The 17,072-nt window shown below is 45.3% G+C and carries 15 protein-coding genes and 1 other RNA gene; 15 read left to right on the forward strand and 1 reads right to left on the reverse strand.

The window, feature by feature from the left end:
* Positions 1-50: 50 nt before the first annotated feature.
* The 8 genes from NSB28_RS05690 to ssrA all read left to right on the forward strand — a co-directional run bounded on the left by NSB28_RS05690 (position 51) and on the right by ssrA (position 7,301).
* Positions 51-1,340, forward strand: a complete 1,290-nt coding sequence (locus NSB28_RS05690) for a homoserine dehydrogenase (protein ID WP_109625595.1) — start codon at positions 51-53, stop codon at positions 1,338-1,340.
* A gap of 164 nt (positions 1,341-1,504) precedes the next feature.
* Positions 1,505-3,046 carry a 2,3-bisphosphoglycerate-independent phosphoglycerate mutase gene (gpmI, locus tag NSB28_RS05695; protein WP_109625596.1) on the forward strand — a complete coding sequence of 514 codons (1,542 nt, stop codon included), beginning with the start codon at positions 1,505-1,507 and terminating at the stop codon, positions 3,044-3,046.
* A gap of 82 nt (positions 3,047-3,128) precedes the next feature.
* Positions 3,129-3,461: a DUF3837 family protein gene (locus tag NSB28_RS05700; RefSeq protein WP_148410831.1), complete on the forward strand. Its 333-nt coding sequence runs from the start codon at positions 3,129-3,131 to the stop codon at positions 3,459-3,461.
* Between the two features lie 99 nt (positions 3,462-3,560).
* Positions 3,561-3,797, forward strand: coding sequence for a preprotein translocase subunit SecG (gene secG / locus NSB28_RS05705; protein ID WP_109625598.1), 237 nt, complete (start codon positions 3,561-3,563; stop codon positions 3,795-3,797).
* Between the two features lie 72 nt (positions 3,798-3,869).
* Positions 3,870-6,014, forward strand: a complete 2,145-nt coding sequence (gene rnr, locus NSB28_RS05710) for a ribonuclease R (RefSeq protein WP_109625599.1) — start codon at positions 3,870-3,872, stop codon at positions 6,012-6,014.
* A 47-nt stretch (positions 6,015-6,061) separates the two neighbouring features.
* Positions 6,062-6,529, forward strand: a complete 468-nt coding sequence (gene smpB, locus NSB28_RS05715; protein WP_109625600.1) for an SsrA-binding protein SmpB — start codon at positions 6,062-6,064, stop codon at positions 6,527-6,529.
* A gap of 32 nt (positions 6,530-6,561) precedes the next feature.
* The gene (locus NSB28_RS05720; RefSeq protein WP_109625601.1) at positions 6,562-6,795 is read left to right on the forward strand and encodes a hypothetical protein; all 234 of its coding nucleotides are present in this window, start codon (positions 6,562-6,564) and stop codon (positions 6,793-6,795) included.
* A 157-nt stretch (positions 6,796-6,952) separates the two neighbouring features.
* Positions 6,953-7,301: a transfer-messenger RNA gene (gene ssrA, locus NSB28_RS05725) on the forward strand.
* A 133-nt stretch (positions 7,302-7,434) separates the two neighbouring features.
* Here ssrA and NSB28_RS05730 read toward each other — a convergent pair.
* Positions 7,435-8,478, reverse strand: coding sequence for an NAD(P)-dependent alcohol dehydrogenase (locus NSB28_RS05730; protein WP_109625602.1), 1,044 nt, complete (start codon positions 8,476-8,478; stop codon positions 7,435-7,437).
* 615 nt (positions 8,479-9,093) lie between these two features.
* Here NSB28_RS05730 and NSB28_RS05735 point away from each other — a divergent pair.
* The 7 genes from NSB28_RS05735 (at position 9,094) to NSB28_RS05765 (ending at position 17,060) form a co-directional block, all read left to right on the forward strand.
* Positions 9,094-10,113, forward strand: coding sequence for a LacI family DNA-binding transcriptional regulator (locus NSB28_RS05735; protein ID WP_109625603.1), 1,020 nt, complete (start codon positions 9,094-9,096; stop codon positions 10,111-10,113).
* 18 nt (positions 10,114-10,131) lie between these two features.
* Positions 10,132-11,016 carry a carbohydrate ABC transporter permease gene (locus NSB28_RS05740; protein ID WP_109625604.1) on the forward strand — a complete coding sequence of 295 codons (885 nt, stop codon included), beginning with the start codon at positions 10,132-10,134 and terminating at the stop codon, positions 11,014-11,016.
* Positions 11,017-11,034: 18 nt separating this feature from the next.
* Complete coding sequence (locus NSB28_RS05745) at positions 11,035-11,871, forward strand: carbohydrate ABC transporter permease (protein ID WP_109625605.1); 837 nt, start codon at positions 11,035-11,037, stop codon at positions 11,869-11,871.
* A 96-nt stretch (positions 11,872-11,967) separates the two neighbouring features.
* The gene (locus tag NSB28_RS05750; protein ID WP_109625606.1) at positions 11,968-13,347 is read left to right on the forward strand and encodes an ABC transporter substrate-binding protein; all 1,380 of its coding nucleotides are present in this window, start codon (positions 11,968-11,970) and stop codon (positions 13,345-13,347) included.
* Positions 13,348-13,452: 105 nt separating this feature from the next.
* Positions 13,453-15,219, forward strand: a complete 1,767-nt coding sequence (locus NSB28_RS05755; protein ID WP_109625607.1) for a hypothetical protein — start codon at positions 13,453-13,455, stop codon at positions 15,217-15,219.
* A 27-nt stretch (positions 15,220-15,246) separates the two neighbouring features.
* Positions 15,247-16,236, forward strand: coding sequence for a carbohydrate kinase family protein (locus tag NSB28_RS05760; RefSeq protein ID WP_257497677.1), 990 nt, complete (start codon positions 15,247-15,249; stop codon positions 16,234-16,236).
* Positions 16,224-17,060, forward strand: a complete 837-nt coding sequence (locus NSB28_RS05765; protein WP_257497676.1) for a class II fructose-bisphosphate aldolase — start codon at positions 16,224-16,226, stop codon at positions 17,058-17,060. The genes NSB28_RS05760 and NSB28_RS05765 overlap by 13 nt, the downstream gene beginning before the upstream one ends.
* Positions 17,061-17,072 lie beyond the last annotated feature (12 nt).

Below are 17,072 nucleotides of genomic sequence, written 5' to 3' on the forward strand. Positions count from 1 at the left end.
TGTAGAGATAAACGCGAAAGGACAGTTTCAGGACTGTGAGGTAAGGTTAAATGAATGAAGCAAAAAAGATCAATATTGCACTTTTGGGGCTTGGAACAGTGGGCACAGGTGTTTATAAGGTTTTAAAAATGCAGGAGGAGGAGATACCGCGCAAGGTAGGCGCAGAGCTTGCAGTGAAAAAGATCCTTGTGAGAGATCTTAAGAAGGCTGCGCTGAAGGTGGACGACCCGTCTGTACTTACAAATGACTGGAAAGAAATTTTAGACGATGAAAGTATTGAGATCGTCGTTGAAGTCATGGGAGGCATGGAACCGGCCAGAACTTATATGATGGAGGCACTGGCAGCGGGCAAGAATGTGGTGACTGCAAATAAAGACCTTATGGCGGAGAGCGGCAGGGAGCTTTTTGATATGGCAGAGCAGAGCCAGAAGGATCTGCTTTTTGAGGCAGCAGTGGCAGGAGGGATTCCGATCATCTCCCCGCTCAAACAGTCTCTGGCAGGGAATCATCTGACGGAGATCATTGGCATTGTAAATGGGACTACGAATTTTATATTGACAAAGATGACTTCAGAGGGGATGGAATTCAATGAGGCCCTCTCTCTGGCTACTGAGCTTGGGTATGCGGAAGCCGATCCCACGGCGGATGTGGAGGGGCTGGATGCAGGCAGAAAGATGGCGATCATGGCTTCCATCGCCTTCAATTCACGTGTAACCTTCCGCGATGTATATACAGAAGGTATCACCAGGATCACAGCAACTGACATCAGATATGCCAAAGAAATGGGCTGCGACATTAAGCTGCTGGGGGTGGCAAGAAATACACAGGAGGGGATAGAGGTCAGGGTTCATCCCATGCTGATACCCAGCACGCATCCCCTGGCATCTGTCAACGATTCCTTCAATGCAGTGTTTGTCCATGGAGACGCAGTAGATGACGCTATGTTCTACGGGCGGGGAGCAGGCGAGATGCCTACTGCCAGTGCAGTGGTTGGGGACATATTTGAGATCGCGCGCAATATCAGATTCGGCTGCAATGGGCGCATCAGCTGTACCTGCTACAAAGAGCTTCCCATCAAGAAGATGGAAGAGATAGAGAGCCGTTATTTTATCAGGATGCAGGTGGAGGACCGCTACGGAGTCCTGGCCAGCATAGCAAGTGTGTTCGGCAATAATTGTGTCAGCATAGCAAGGATAGTCCAGAAAGAGAAGAAAAATGATGCCGCTGAGCTGGTGGTCATCACAGACAAGGTGAGGGAGCGTCATCTGAATGATTCTCTAACAATATTTAAAGGAATGTCCATGGTTAAAGAAATCCCGGCTGTCATCAGGGTATATTGACGGCTGTTACTAAAATTTTTAGAATTTTCCTCCATATTTTCCCTGGGTTGTGAATTGACGGATGCTGTGAAATCATGTACAATAAGTAGTTGTAAACAAGGTACAGTACAGTAAGCGGCATGCCGCAAGGCAGCCTAATTTCATAAAATAAAGGAGAAATCGAAATGAGCAAGAAACCAACTGTTTTAATGATCCTGGATGGCTATGGCCTTAATGAAAAGACCGAGGGCAATGCGGTTAAAGAGGCTAAGACTCCTGTTATGGATAAACTGATGCAGGAATATCCTTTTGTTAAGGGATATGCCAGCGGAATGGCAGTAGGGCTTCCTGACGGACAGATGGGAAATTCTGAGGTAGGCCACCTGAATATGGGAGCAGGGCGTATCATATATCAGGAGCTGACAAAGATCACAAAGGAGATCCAGGACGGAGATTTCTTTAAGAATCCTGCCCTTCTGGATGCTGTTAAGAATGCTAAGGATAAAGGAACATCCCTGCATATGTTCGGACTTCTCTCTGACGGCGGGGTACACAGCCACAACACACATCTGTATGCGCTTTTAGAGCTGGCAAAGAAAGAAGGCCTCAGTAAAGTCTATGTACACTGCTTCCTGGATGGACGTGACACACCGCCGGCCTCAGGAAAAGATTATGTACAGCAGCTCTCTGACAAGATGCAGGAGATCGGCGTTGGTGAGATCGCATCAGTTATGGGACGTTACTATGCTATGGACCGTGACAACCGCTGGGACCGCGTGGAACTGGCATACAATGCCATGGTAAAGGGCATCGGACATACTGCGGACAGCGGAGTGGCAGCAGTGCAGCAGTCATATGATGATGGAAAGAATGACGAGTTTGTGATCCCTACCGTAGTGGTGAAGAACGGCGCTCCTGTGGCAACCATCCAGGATGATGATTCCGTTATCTTCTTTAACTTCCGCCCTGACAGGGCAAGAGAGATCACACGCACCTTCTGCAGTGATGATTTTGACGGCTTCAAGAGAGGCAGCAGAATTAAGACATGTTATGTATGCTTTACAGAGTATGATGAGACGATCCCGAATAAAGAGGTCGCTTTCCACAAGACAGCGATAACAAATACATTTGGTGAATTTCTGGCTGCAAACAATTTAAAACAGGCCAGGATCGCGGAGACAGAGAAATATGCACATGTTACATTCTTCTTTAACGGCGGGGTAGAGGAGCCAAATGAAGGGGAGGAACGTATTCTTGTAAAGTCCCCGAAGGTGCCCACATACGATATGCAGCCTGAGATGAGCGCATATGAGGTATGCGATAATCTTGTAAATGCCATCAAATCAGAAAAGTATGATGTGATCATCATCAACTTTGCAAATCCGGATATGGTAGGACATACAGGTATCGAAAATGCGGCAGTGAAAGCAATTGAAGCTGTAGATGGCTGTGTTGGCAGAGCTGTAGAGGCAATCAAAGAGGTGGATGGACAGATGTTTATCTGTGCTGACCATGGAAATGCAGAACAGCTGGTGGATTACGAGACTGGAGAACCGTTTACAGCCCACACTACAAACCCTGTTCCTTTTATCCTTGTAAATGCTGACCCGTCCTACACCTTAAGAGAAGGCGGCGTGCTTGCGGATATCGCGCCTACCCTGATTGAACTGATGGGAATGGAGCAGCCCAAAGAGATGACAGGAAAATCTCTGCTGATCAGAAAATAAAAAGAGTCAAAAGGCTCTGCACAGGGAGACAATAAATGTGCAGGGCCTTCTTAAATTATTATTTATTAAGGAAGTGTATCTGGTGGTAAAAGAAATCGTAAAGACTGCCGTAGAGACTAAAATGACATGCAGATCTGTAAGCCCTATCATTTCAGGCGGTGAGTACTGCTATGCGTGCGGGCTTATGATGAGGATACTGGGAGCCGGACAGGAGCTGATCCAGTCGGCAGTGTCCCAGCCTGACGTGCCATCCATGCAGGCTGCAGTAAAGCCGTTTCTGGAATCTGAGAGAGAACGCATCCAGGGAGAAGCAAGGTACGAAAGACTGATAAACCTGCTGCTGCAGAGCAAGGCAGATGATAAACTGACAGAAGAGACATTAGAGCTGTTTGATATGGGGCTGAAAGGGAACTGAGTCAGGTATATTAATAGTAAAATTGGATATAATTTAATTGACAATTATATCCTGCTGTGGTAAACTAAATGAGGTTTAATGACATAGGAGGTGTGGTTCATGGAAATTTTAAGAGGTATTCTTACCGTTATCTTCATACTGGTTTGTATTGTGTTGACCGTTATTGTGCTTATGCAGGAAGGCAAGGACGCCGGACTTGGAAGCATCGCAGGTATATCAGAGACATACTGGGGAAAAAATAAAGGACGCTCCATGGAAGGAGCTTTGGTAAAAGCTACAAAATATCTGGCAATTGGCTTCATCGTATTGTCAGTGATACTGAACCTGAATTTTTAAGGAATGTGAGACACTCTTGTAACCATGCAAGAGTGTTTTTTATTCTATAGAAAATTAAGAAAGTGAGTGAAAATGAAAGAAGATATATTTGAAAAGAGAAAGAAAGTAATTTATGACCTTATCTGTGACGAGCATTATATCCCCATGAAAGTCAAGGAGCTGGCCATACTTCTGCAGGTTACGAAAGAGGAGAGGCCCAGCCTGCAGGCAGTGCTGGATGAGCTTGTCAAAGAGGGGAAAATAGAGGTCAGCAAAAGAGGAAAATATAAAAAGCTGGAATCCCCTGTTCTGGTGGGTACTTTTATAGGAAATCAGAAGGGATTTGGGTTTGTAGAGATAGAGGGCGCAGAGGAAGATATATTTATCCCTGAATCAGGGGTAAACGGCGCTCTGCATCAGGACACTGTGCAGGTGGCTCTTGTTTCCGGAAAGCCTGGCAAGCGCCGTGAGGGCGAGGTTGTCAGAGTATTGGCAAGGGGCATCACTGAGGTGGTGGGAACTTATCAGAAAAGTAAAAACTTTGGGTTTGTAGTGCCGGACAGCCTTAAATTTACAAGAGACATCTTTATTCCCATAGAGCGCTCAAAAGGCGCTGTTGACGGGCACAAGGTCCTTGTGGAGATCACTGATTATGGCAGCAAAAATAAGAAGCCGGAAGGAAAAGTAAAGAAGATCATCGGGCATATCAATGATCCTGGCACAGATATCCTGTCCATCGTCTATGCATATGATCTGCCGGTGGAGTTTTCCGACAAGATCATGCATCAGGCGGAAAATGTATCTAACGAGGTCAGTGAGGCGGATATGGCTGGCAGGATGGATATCAGAGACTGGCAGATCGTTACTATTGACGGTGAAGATGCAAAGGATCTGGATGACGGAGTCTCTCTGACAAAAGAGGGGGATATTTACCATCTGGGAGTGCATATAGCTGACGTATCTAATTATGTCCAGGAAAACAGTGCTCTGGATCGGGAAGCGCTGAAGCGCGGGACAAGCGTTTATCTGGTTGACCGGGTCATTCCCATGCTTCCCCATAAGCTGTCTAACGGCATCTGCTCTTTAAATGAGGGGGTGGACAGGCTGGCTCTGTCCTGTATAATGGATATAGACGGCAAAGGAAATGTGACAGGGCACCAGATAGCAGAGACAGTGATCAAAGTTGACCGGCGCATGACTTACACAAGCGTCAAAAAGATACTGGAGGACAGAGATCCTGAAGAAACTGCAAAGTATGAGAAGCTTGTCCCAATGTTTGAGATGATGCAGGAGCTGGCGGCAATATTGAGGAAAAAAAGGCGGCAGAGGGGATCGATTGACTTTGATTTTCCTGAGACAAAGATAATCCTAGATAAAGAGGGGCATCCTCTGGAGATCAAACCCTATGACAGAAATGTGGCCACAAAGATCATCGAAGATTTTATGCTCATAGCAAATGAGACCGTGGCGCAGGACTATTACTGGCAGGAGCTGCCGTTTGTATACAGGACCCATGACAATCCTGATCCTGAAAAGATACAGCAGCTGGCTTTATTCATCAACAACTTTGGATACGCCATTAAAAACACAAGGGATGAGATCCACCCAAAGGAGTTGCAGAAGCTGCTTGCCAGAATAGAGGACTCACCTGAGGAGACACTTATCAGCCGTCTTACACTGAGGTCTATGAAGCGGGCCAGTTATACAGTGGAATGTACCGGGCATTTTGGCCTGGCGGCGCCTTACTACTGCCACTTTACTTCACCGATCAGGCGGTATCCGGATCTGCAGATCCACAGGATCATCAAGGAAAACCTCAGGGGAAAAATGAATGAGGGACGTATAGAGCATTACCAGAGCATCCTGCAGACTGTGGCTGATCAGTCCAGCAAGCTGGAAAGACGGGCCGATGAGGCAGAGCGTGAGACTGAGAAGCTTAAAAAAGCAGAGTATATGGAAAATCATATTGGTGAGACATTTGAAGGCGTGATTTCCAGCATTACCTCATGGGGAATGTATGTGGAGCTCTCTAATACAATAGAGGGCATGATACATGTGACAAATATGTATGATGACCGTTATTATTACAGAGAGGAGACACATGAGATGTTCGGCGTAGACACCGGAAAGGTCTATAAGCTGGGACAGAAGGTCAGGATACGTGTTCTGGGCGCTGATAAGCATACAAGGTCTGTTGATTTTGAGATGGCCGCTGAGGATGAGGAAGAACAGCCATAACCTGAAATGATTTTCAAACATGATTTAGGGGAAAAGGAGAGAAGAGTATGGGAGCACAATCTGTCAAACTGATTGCCAACAATAAAAAAGCGTACCATGATTATTTTGTAGAAGATACTTATGAGGCGGGCATCTCACTGCACGGTACTGAAGTAAAATCCCTGCGCATGGGAAAATGCAGCATTAAGGAATCCTTTATCAGGATAGAAAAGGGAGAAGTATTCGTATACGGGATGCATATAAGCCCATATGAAAAGGGAAATATCTTTAATAAAGATCCCCTCCGCATCAGGAAGCTGCTGCTTCATAAGTATGAAATCAATAAGATGGCCGGGAAGATGGCTGAAAAGGGATATACTCTGGTGCCGCTGAAGGTTTACTTCAAAGGCAGTCTTGTGAAAGTGGAGATAGGGCTGGCAAGAGGTAAGAAGCTCTATGACAAGCGCCAGGATATCGCAAAGAAGGACCAGAGGCGTGAGGCAGAAAAAGATTTCAAAGTAAAAAATCTATATTAAAACTTTATATTAAACACTCAAAGGGGAAATATATGATACCGACATCAAAAGAAGAATTATCGAAACTTGTCACCCAGACAACTGTGGAGACATATGAGGAGCTGACACCTCAGCTGGTTATGCTCCTGGACCAGGTAAAGCATAATGAAGAGCTTACAGAAGCCCAGAAAAATGACGAAATCCTGCTAAACATGATGGGATATGTGAAATCTTGTACCAATGAGATCATCATTGAAGTGTTGTCAGAGATCCTTGGTCTGGATTAATTTTATGCCCCTTGACAAAAGGAAAAATATCAGGTAAAATACAGCTCTAGTATAACATTTAGTTATTTGCTGCAAGTTATGCTGGTAGGTTGTTAAATTCCATTGTCTGTGAACCTGTACATCTGTTTTGAACAAGACAGTAAGCTTGATTTGATCAGGGGTTGTACTGGTTTCGACGGGGGTTTTGCAATTGTGGTAGCCATCCGCGGGCCGGGACCGCGCAGTAAACCGGAAACTTAAATATAAACGCAGACGAAAATTTAGCGTACGTAGCCTAGTGGCTGCTGTCGGCCTTAAGTCTCTCGCAGCTTAAGCAACCGGCATCAAATAATGCGGGGCACTTTATCTCCAAAGCTTTGAGGGGATAAAAGAACTTATGAAGCTACTAAAGTCCGAAGCCTGTCATTAGGCGCCGGGCGGAGGGAATGTTAAAATAATGACTGCGATGGGAGAAGCTGCAATGAATAGGCTTTCGGACAGGGGTTCGATTCCCCTCAGCTCCACTAATAAATACAAATCCGGACTCGATGAGTCCGGATTTTGTACGTTCTGCATTATTTTGGAATGACCGGCAGCCAAATGTATGATCCGCGATGCCATACGCAGACATCCTTCTTTTTCTGCCCACGGCGGAACCGGCTAAAATTTAACTACAGACTTGATAACCTCGCCCTTGTGCTCAAGGCTGTACTCTATGGCCTCTATGCAGTCTTTAAAATCAAAGGTATGGGACACGATCTTCTTCAGTGGGATCACACCTGAAGAGACTGCTTCTATTGCCTTCGGATACAGGTTCCTGTAGCGGTACACAGAATAGATGGTGCCTTCCATGGCATTTAATGTGGCTATGTCCAGTTCAAGCACGGGCTCAGGGGACACGCCTACAAGTGTTACCTTCCCGGCACGCCTGATCAGACGGCATGTCTGCAGTGTAGTGATACGGTTCCCGGCACATTCATATACCTGGTCAGCTCCGCCGCCGGGAAGAGTTTTGGCGAATTCTTCAATACTTTCTTTCCTGCTGTTGAATACTCTTGTGGCGCCCACTTCCATTGCCTTCTCCAGGCGTTTATCCAGAACGTCAGCCACATATATCTGGCTGACACCCCTGGCCCTGAGGCTCATCACAGTGCACAGGCCTATGCAGCCGCTGCCAAGGACAATAGCTGTCTCACCGACTTTTGCATTTGACAGTTCTGTGGCATGAAGTCCGACACTGAGAGGCTCTATGAGGCCGCCCTCCATAGTGCTCACATTCTGGGGCAGCTTATAGCACATGCTGGCATCATGTACGCAGTACTCTGCAAAGACGCCGTCTCTTTCTCCGGGGATTGCCAGCATTTTAATATTCCGGCATAAATTATAGTTTCCTTTTCTGCAGTCTTCGCATTTCCCGCATGGAACTGCAGGCTCAAGGGCTACCCTGTCACCTGGCTGAAAGCCTTCCACACCTTCGCCGATGGCAGATACAACGCCGCCCGGTTCATGACCCAGGGCCAACGGGCCGTTCAGCTTCCAGTTAGCCAGCTGTCCTTCCTGATAGAAATGCAGGTCTGAACCGCACACGCCGACATATTCTAATTTTATCTGCAGTTCACCCGGTCCGGGTTTGGGGATTTCCCTCTCTATCCATTCCAGACTTTGTTTTCCGGTTAATACGCATACCTTCATTTTCCCATCCATTCTAATACCATCCTTTTCTAATAGGCTAAAGCAAAGTTTCTTATTCAATTCTAATATTATCAGATAAATATTGCAAGCTAAACCTGGTATAACTCAAAGTCTGGCACGGCAGCAGTTACTGTTCACTCCGTGACCAGTAACACGCTTCGCGATGCACAGAAACGGCCAAAAGCGCCATTTCGCGCTGCAACCCTCGGGATTTTCGTGCAAAATACGCACGAAAACACCTCGCGGGACGGTGACATGTGAATAGTAACCGGCAGCAAACTCCATCCGGCCAATAAAAACGTTTACAATATAGAAAAATAAATATTTGATTGAAATAGAGGATATCCAAGGGGGGTATATGCAAAATAACTAAGAAATAAAAGCAAATATAAACGTTTACATTCCTTGGTTTAGCTATTTTGTAGAAAATAAATGGGGCGTTAGCAGTTTTTCATAGAAATATGATGGGAAATTTAGCAGTTTTTGAGACTTGCAAATAAAAACATTGCTGTTATAATAAGGATAAATAAAAACGTTTACACAAATAAATACTCTGGTAATCAATAGGAAGGGTGTGGTAAAATAAGGAAAAAATGTAAACGTTAATAACGTAAAAGGGAGATTGAGATGAACAAAAACCAAATTACAATCAAAGATGTCGCAAGAGACGCAGATGTATCCATCGCCACTGTATCCAGAGTAATCAATAACCAGGATAAAGTCAGACCAGAAACTGTACAGAAAATAAAAGCTTCTATGGAAAAACTGAATTTTTATCCAAACGCGTTAGGACGTAATTTAAGGAAGATGGAGAGCAGGATGATCCTTATTATTCTGCCGAGCATATCAAATCCATTTTTTTCACAGATTGTAGACGGCATGGGAGAGATCGCTATGAACAATGGATATAACATTATGATCTGCCCGACGAAGTTTCAGACTAACGCCCAGAAGAGGTATATGAACCTGATTGCTACAAGGCAGGCTGAGGGGGCAGTCTTCCTGGCAAGTGAGCCGCAGGACCGCGAGATCGTAAATCTGTGTGAACAATATCCGGTGCTTCAATGCGGGGATTACAATGAAAAACTGGATCTTCCAAGGATATCCATCAATAACAGGCTGGCAGCATATCAGGTGACAAAGTATCTGCTGGATATGGGGCATACAAGAGTTGGATTTATAGGAAGTGTGAACAACTCAGTTTCTTCTGTACTCAGGCTTGAAGGATATCAGGATGCTCTGGCAGAAGCCGGCATAGAACAGGATAATTCAATCATAGCTTATGCAGATTCTGATTATAGCTACAACAGTGCCGGAGCAGTAGTCAGGAGAATGCTCTCAATGCCGGACAGGCCCACAGCCATATTTGCTATCTCAGATATTATGGCGATCGCGGCTGTGAATGTAGCGAAAGAAATGGGATTCGGTGTTCCGGCAGACATATCTATCTTTGGTTTTGATGATATCGAGATGGCATCTATGACAGAACCTAAAATATCCTCAGTAAACCAGTCAAATTACATAATGGGGAAAAGAGCCATGGGAATGCTTCTTGATATTTTGGGAGGAAAAGAACTGTCTGAGAGACAGGTGTATGTGGAACATCAATTATTGATCCGGGGTTCTACCGGAGCTGTAAAAAAGTAAAGGAAATGGAGGTATGACATGAAAAAGAAAAAAAGGAAAACGGCGGCAGAAGGGTATCTGTTCGTGATGCCGGCCACTCTGATAGTGCTGCTTGTGACGGTTTATCCGCTGGTCAGGGGAATTCTGGTTAGCTTCACAAATACAAATTTTCTTTATCCGCAGAAGGCTAAGTTTGTCGGACTGAAGAATATCATAGATATTTTCAAGGACAAAGAATTTATTTCGGCACTGGGATTTACCATATTTTTTGCAGTAAGTTCCGTGGTTTTGATCTATTTAATAGGACTGGCCCTGGCTCTGCTGCTGAACAGGGAATTTAAGGGAAAAGGGCTGTTCAGGGCGATCATGCTTCTCCCTTGGGTAATACCAAATGTTGTAGCTTCCAATATGTGGCTGTGGATGCTGAATGACCAGACAGGTATGATAAACCTGACTCTTCTGAAGCTTGGAATTATAAAGGAACCGATTTTATTTTTGGCAACGCCGTTTATGGCCAAGATATCCACAGTGATTGTAAATACCTGGAAATCCTTCCCCTTTATGCTGCTGGTTCTGATGGCTGCCATGCAGAATATACCGAAGGAGCTTTATGAATCAGCCTCGATGGACGGAGCAAACGCATTCCAGAGGTTTAAAAATATCACACTGCCCATGATCAAGCCGGTAAGTATCACATCCACAGTCCTGATCATGATCTGGAGCTTTAACAATTTTGAAACAGTGTTTCTGCTCACAAAAGGCGGACCGGCGAGCGCCACATCAAATATATCCATCTACATGTATAATTCAGCATTTTTCCGAAACCAGATGGGATATGCTTCAGCCATCGCATTAGTTATGCTGGTGTTTATGATTGTTCTGTCTTCCCTATATCAGTATGTTTTGAACCGGAAAGAAGACTAATGAAAGGAGGAATATAAAATGAAAATAAAACGGATATTCAAGACAATTGGTTTTTACCTGCTGCTGACGATTATTGTGCTGTTTATCAGCCTGCCCCTTATAAATATGGTAGGTTCTTCATTTAAGAGCACAAGGGAGATTTTGAACAATAATAACATATTCCCGGAAGTTTTTACCTGGGAGAATTACAGAAATGTGCTTAACAGGACGCCATTTCTGACTTATGTGAGGAACAGCGTGGTAGTCGCCGTCCTTACAGCAGTCGTTGTCGGTATCACAAGCTGTCTGGCGGGCTATGCCATAGCCAGATACCAGCGCCATATCCGCGCATTCAGGTATTTTTCAAAGCTGTTTTTGATTCTGCAGATGTTTCCCGCAGTACTGCTGATGATCCCGTTAGTTCTTGTATTCATAAAAGTGGGATTATCTGATTCACTCTTGGGAATCTCGCTGATCTACATAGCTTTCAACATACCATTCTGTACATGGATGATAAGCGGATTTTTTGAAGGCATTCCGGTAGAAATGGAAGAGGCTGCACAGATAGATGGATGTACAGTGTTCCAGTCTTTCTGCAAGCTGGCTGTACCGCTTTCTCTTCCCGGAATTGCATCCATCATGATCTATGCCTTTATAGGAGCGTGGAATGAATATATGATGGCAAATGTCATTAACAAATCAGCGGAAGTAAAAACACTGCCTGTCGGCCTGCAGTCATTTATTCTGCAGTTCGATACGGACTGGGGTTCCCTGATGGCAGCATCAGTGCTGGCGATCATACCGGCAATGTTATTTATCATATTCATGCAAAAGTATATAGTTGCAGGATTAACAGCGGGGGCTGTGAAGGGTTAGGCGCGTCCCATAAAACGATCCGGAAGAATTGCAGGGCATGTAACTATAAAGGCGCCGGACAATTAAGAACACACAAAATCAGGAGGTAAACTTATTATGAGAAGGAAAACAGTTAAAAAATTATTTAGTGTATTATTAGCAGGAACTATGGCATTATCATTGGCCGCATGCGGAGACGGAAGCGGAAAAGATACAGAAAAGGCAGCAGTGCCTGAGACAGCAGCCAAGGAAGAGACAGAGGCTGCCAAGACAAAAGCATCAGAAGACGGCGATGTAGTGCTGGAATTCTGGGATATGCCATGGGGGTCTGTAGCATATCAGGAAGCAGCACAGGCATTAGTTAAACGTTTTAATGAAGAGCACCCCGGGATAACGGTTAATTATACATCAGTGCCATGGGATGGAGATTATCAGACCTTTAATGTGGCCATCACTTCAGGGAATGCTCCTGATGTGAGCACAGGTTCAGGCTATTCACCGTTCCAGTTTGATGCAATGGGCGAGATCCTTCCGCTGGATGATCTGATGGAAGAGATGAAGGCTGACGGAAGCGCTGACTTCGAAGAGACAGCTATGAAACAGTTCGTACAGAACGGCCATCAGGTAGCAATGCCATGGAATCTGGACCCAAAATGTATCTACTACAGAAAAGATATTCTTGAAGAGAATAATATCCCTGTACCGACTACTTGGGATGAATTACTTGACGCATGCAAGCAGCTTTCAAACGGTGATTTCTATGGAATGGCAATTGAAAGTGCAGGCGCATGGCCGCTGAATATTTTCCTTATTAACAATGGGGTTAGTTTTATAGATGAAAATAAGCAGGCTGCTTTCACATCAGACGGCGTAAAAGAAACTCTGGAATATTTCAGGACACTGTCAGAAGAAAAAGTTATTGCACCGGGAAGCGCAGGATATACAGCAGCAGAAGCACAGAAACTGTTCCTTCAGGGAAAAGCAGCATTTATTCCAACCAGCGCAGATTTTGCAAATTCTATTAAAGACCAGGGCGAAGAATTCTATAACAATGTAGAACTTCTTGCACCTCTCACAGCACCGAGCGGAACAAGCCTTTCTATTATGGGCTGCAACGGGATCATGGCTTACCAGCAGACAGAGCATCCGGACGAAGCTAAGATGTTTATCAGATGGTGGCTGGAGAATTCAGATACATTGTGGACAGAGGGCGGCATGGGAGCATTCCCGGCACTCAGGACAAAATATACACTTGATGTATTTACACAGGATAAATTCAAAGCAGCTCTGATCGAGAAGGTTCTGCCAGTATCCGTACCTTTAAATTATCCGTCTGAGAACGCATTTCCGGCAATGAACTCTATTCAGGGAGAATTACTTACATCCCAGGCATGCAGTATGGTTCTTGGAACAGATAAACCTGTCGAAGATATCATGAATGAGATCAATGATAAGGTAATTACGATCCTGGATTCCTTCGGGACAGGAGAGGAATAAAAAAGCAGCAAGCCACATGGCAGACGCCATACGGACATGCATGCATGTCCGCCTGGCAGGCTGCCTGCGGTAATAATGACATCCATTCAGAAACGGGAGAACAATATGGACAGATTTCGGAATTTCAAAATAGCTTCTTATGCACATGCAAATTTTTTATCAGAGGCTGATGCAAATGATATCCAAAAGGGGATCGATTATTTTAACAGATATGTGCCCCTGGATAAAGTATATCTGGAAGTGCACCGCGGACCTTTTGATATCCCGCGTGAGAAATTAAGACAGTTTAAGGATAAATTTCAGGAGAATGGGATAAAGGTGGCAGGCGGCATAACTTCCACACTGAGTGTTGAAGGAATGAAGAAAAACAGCATATTTGACGTGCTCTGTTATTCGGAGCCGGCTTACAGAAAAAGATATCTGGAAATTGTAAAGTATGCGGCGGAAGAGTTCGATGAGATAATTTTGGATGATTTCTTTTTTACAGCATGCAGATGTGAGAGATGTATTGAAAAGAAAGGTGCGAAAAGCTGGGAAGAGTACCGCACCGCGCTCATGGAAGAGGTTGCACGGGAAGTTACAGAACAGGCGGCTGCGGTGAATCCTAAGTGCAGAGTGATCATCAAATATCCAAACTGGTATGATTCTTATCAGGAGACAGGCTACTGTCCTGACAGGCAGAAGGACATCTTCGCAGGGATCTTTACAGGGACGGAAACGAGGAACACGGTATATGACCAGCAGCATCTTCCAAGATATCTGTCGTACAGCCTGCCCCGCTATCTGGAGCGGACTGCCCCGGGGAGAAATGGCGGCGGCTGGATTGATCTGGGATTTTCCTCAGGAAATCTGAACTATTGGGTGGACCAGGCCTGCTTTACGCTTTTGTCAGGAGCCAGGGAGCTGATGCTCTTCAATTTCAGTGAACTGACAGGTTCGCCGGCCCTGCCTCCATTAGCGCCTGTACTTGAGAGGATGGATAATTTCCTGGACCAGGCAGGAGTGCCTGAGGGGCTTTTGGCATATGAACCTCTGCGGTCTGTGGGAGAAGATTTTATCATGCAGTATATGGGGATGCTGGGAATACCGTTTGAACCTGTGCCGGAATGGGAAGCAGACGGCCGGACAGAGAGCATTTTCCTGGATGAACGGGCAGCCTGTGATCCTGATGTGGTGGAAAAATTAAAGAAGCATTTGCTCTTGGGCAAAAAAGCGCTCATTACCACAGGATTTTTAAGGGCAGCTTACGACAGGGGAATGAAGGATCTCACTTCTATACGCTTTACGAACAGAAGGGTATCAGGCAGAGAATACTGGATCGACTCCTACACCCTTAACAGAAAGAGCCATCATACAGGAGATGAGCCTGTGAGCCTGGAAGTACTTGAATACCGGACAAACGCCACATGGTGTGAGGCTGCAATGGTGGCAGGCGAATGTAATTTCCCGCTGCTGCTCAGTGACTGCTATGGTGACGGATGCATGTATACGCTGAATGTGCCGGATAATTTCAGTGATCTTTATTTCCTTCCGCCGGAGGTGACAGGATATATTGCTAAAAGTGCAGCGCCTGAACTGCCTCTGTATATGGAATCAAAGGCTAAACATTCCATGTTCCTTTATGACAATAATGTATTCGGAGTGGTTTCACTCAGACCTTATCCGGAGGATGTAAAACTGGTCACAAAAGGAGAAGGCGTGAGAGCCCTGCAGGATATTGATACAGGAGAGATCATAGAACCATCTGCCATTAAGCCAGGCCCGGTCAGAAGGTTTGATGTTGTGGAGGCTGCCAAAGAACCGGTCCGGAAGGTTTTTGATGTGCCGGTTGAAAATGGAGCCTACAGATTTTTTAAGATTCTTATGGAATAATAGCAGGAAAAGCACGGGAGGAAGATGATGGGAGCTTCATTATATGACGTAGTATGTGCCGGGCATGCGGTGGTTGACGTTTTGATTAAAGGGCAGGTCCGGGAGATGGACCAGCGGGACGGAGATTTGGAGCAGGCGGTTATTTCTACAGGAGGTGACGCTTTAAATGAAGCGATCGTCCTGTCAAGGCTGGGGCTTAAGTCAGCATTTTTGGGCAGGGTAGGAGAAGACCTGGCCGGTGAACTGATCAAGGCGGAATTGAACAGGAATCATGTGGATGCCTCCGGGATTGTTGTAGATAAAGAGGTGGACACGACCATATCAGTGATTCCCGTGGGGCAGGATAAAAAGCATCATTTCTGGTGCCACCAGGGCGGAAATAACCGCATATGCCTGGAAATGATGAAAGAAGATTATATAAATAAAGCTAAGGTTCTGAATATTGGGAGCATTGTACCAGGTTCAGATATGGATTTCGAAGGAGTTGCAGAGGTCTGTGCCAGGGCCAGAAAAAATAGAGTGATCACTTCGGCGGATGCGGTGCTCACAGGCCCATTCAGGGACAGCCCGGATTACAGTGTAAATTTAGAAAGGCTGTGCAGCCTTCTAAAGGAGCTGGACTATTTCCTTCCCAGTGAGGATGAGGCATTGGAGATCACAGGGAAAGATAATACAGAAGAGGCGCTGCTGGAGCTTTTAAATATGGGGGCGGGCCAGGCAGTCATCAAGCTTGGGAAAAAAGGCTGCCTGATCTATGAGGATAACAAGTTTGAAACAGTTTTAGGGTATCCTGTCAGGGTAGCTGATACTGTAGGAGCGGGAGACAATTTTGTGGCAGGCTTTACCGCAGGCCTGTCCAGGGGCTGGAGCCTGAAACAATGCGCGATGTTTGCCAATGCGGCGGCAGCTCTTTCGGTGACACAGAAAGGGGCTGTGAAGGCAGCATCAGATTTTATGACAGTCAGAAAATTTATGGAAGAGAATGGGAAAGGAGATGGCTACGTATGGAATTGGTAACACTTAAGGAAATATTAAAGGATACGAGACAGAAAAAATATGCGGTGCCTAATTTTAATGTATTTAATATTGAAATGCTTCAGGGAGTTCTAAATGCAGCACAGGATTTGCACTCGCCGGTCATCATTGCATACGGGGAAGGATTTAAGGATGTGATGCAGGTGGAAGATTTTCCGGGAATTGTTAAAACAGTTGGCGCTAAATATACAGTTCCGGTATGTATCCATCTGGACCATGCATTTACATATGAACTTATAGAGAGGGCTGTGCCATGCGGGTTTACGTCTGTGATGATAGATTCTTCAGATAAACCATTTGAAGAAAATATCAGGATCACACAGAAGGTAACAGATCTGTGCAGGCCGCTGGGTATATCAGTGGAATCAGAATTAGGGCATGTATCAGGCCTGGGAGATATGGTAGAAAATGATGACCACGTGTACACAGATGTGGATACAGCTGATATTTTTGTAGAGAAGACAGGGATCGATGCTCTGGCAGTGTCCATAGGGACGGCACATGGTGTCTACAGAGAGATACCGAAGCTGAGCGTAGACAGGCTTAAAGAACTTGCAGAACGCCTTGAACTGCCCCTTGTGCTTCACGGCGGTTCAGGATTGACAGATGAGCAGTTCAGAGAATGTGTAAGAGAAGGAATTTCAAAAGTAAATATACATACGGACCTGGCAATGGCAGCAAAGAAGAGGATCGAGGCAGATATTGCAGAAAAAGGATATCTTGATTTATGTACCGTGGCCCAGGAAGGCGTATACGAAGAAGCAGTGAAAAAAATAAAGCTGTTCGGTTCAGAAAATAAGGCATAACAGGAGGAAAAT

The organism is Murimonas intestini (assembly GCF_024622195.1).
Taxonomy (GTDB): Bacteria; Bacillota; Clostridia; order Lachnospirales; family Lachnospiraceae; genus Murimonas; species Murimonas intestini.

Coding starts and splice junctions, on each gene's coding strand:
- NSB28_RS05755 (WP_109625607.1), top strand. CDS start 13,453: ATGGACAGATTTCGGAATTTCAAAATAGCTTCTTATGCACATGCAAAT.
- gpmI (WP_109625596.1), top strand. CDS start 1,505: ATGAGCAAGAAACCAACTGTTTTAATGATCCTGGATGGCTATGGCCTT.
- NSB28_RS05740 (WP_109625604.1), top strand. CDS start 10,132: ATGAAAAAGAAAAAAAGGAAAACGGCGGCAGAAGGGTATCTGTTCGTG.
- rnr (WP_109625599.1), top strand. CDS start 3,870: ATGAAAGAAGATATATTTGAAAAGAGAAAGAAAGTAATTTATGACCTT.
- smpB (WP_109625600.1), top strand. CDS start 6,062: ATGGGAGCACAATCTGTCAAACTGATTGCCAACAATAAAAAAGCGTAC.
- NSB28_RS05760 (WP_257497677.1), top strand. CDS start 15,247: ATGGGAGCTTCATTATATGACGTAGTATGTGCCGGGCATGCGGTGGTT.
- NSB28_RS05745 (WP_109625605.1), top strand. CDS start 11,035: ATGAAAATAAAACGGATATTCAAGACAATTGGTTTTTACCTGCTGCTG.
- NSB28_RS05735 (WP_109625603.1), top strand. CDS start 9,094: ATGAACAAAAACCAAATTACAATCAAAGATGTCGCAAGAGACGCAGAT.
- NSB28_RS05750 (WP_109625606.1), top strand. CDS start 11,968: ATGAGAAGGAAAACAGTTAAAAAATTATTTAGTGTATTATTAGCAGGA.
- NSB28_RS05690 (WP_109625595.1), top strand. CDS start 51: ATGAATGAAGCAAAAAAGATCAATATTGCACTTTTGGGGCTTGGAACA.
- secG (WP_109625598.1), top strand. CDS start 3,561: ATGGAAATTTTAAGAGGTATTCTTACCGTTATCTTCATACTGGTTTGT.
- NSB28_RS05720 (WP_109625601.1), top strand. CDS start 6,562: ATGATACCGACATCAAAAGAAGAATTATCGAAACTTGTCACCCAGACA.
- NSB28_RS05730 (WP_109625602.1), bottom strand. CDS start 8,478: ATGGATGGGAAAATGAAGGTATGCGTATTAACCGGAAAACAAAGTCTG.
- NSB28_RS05765 (WP_257497676.1), top strand. CDS start 16,224: ATGGAATTGGTAACACTTAAGGAAATATTAAAGGATACGAGACAGAAA.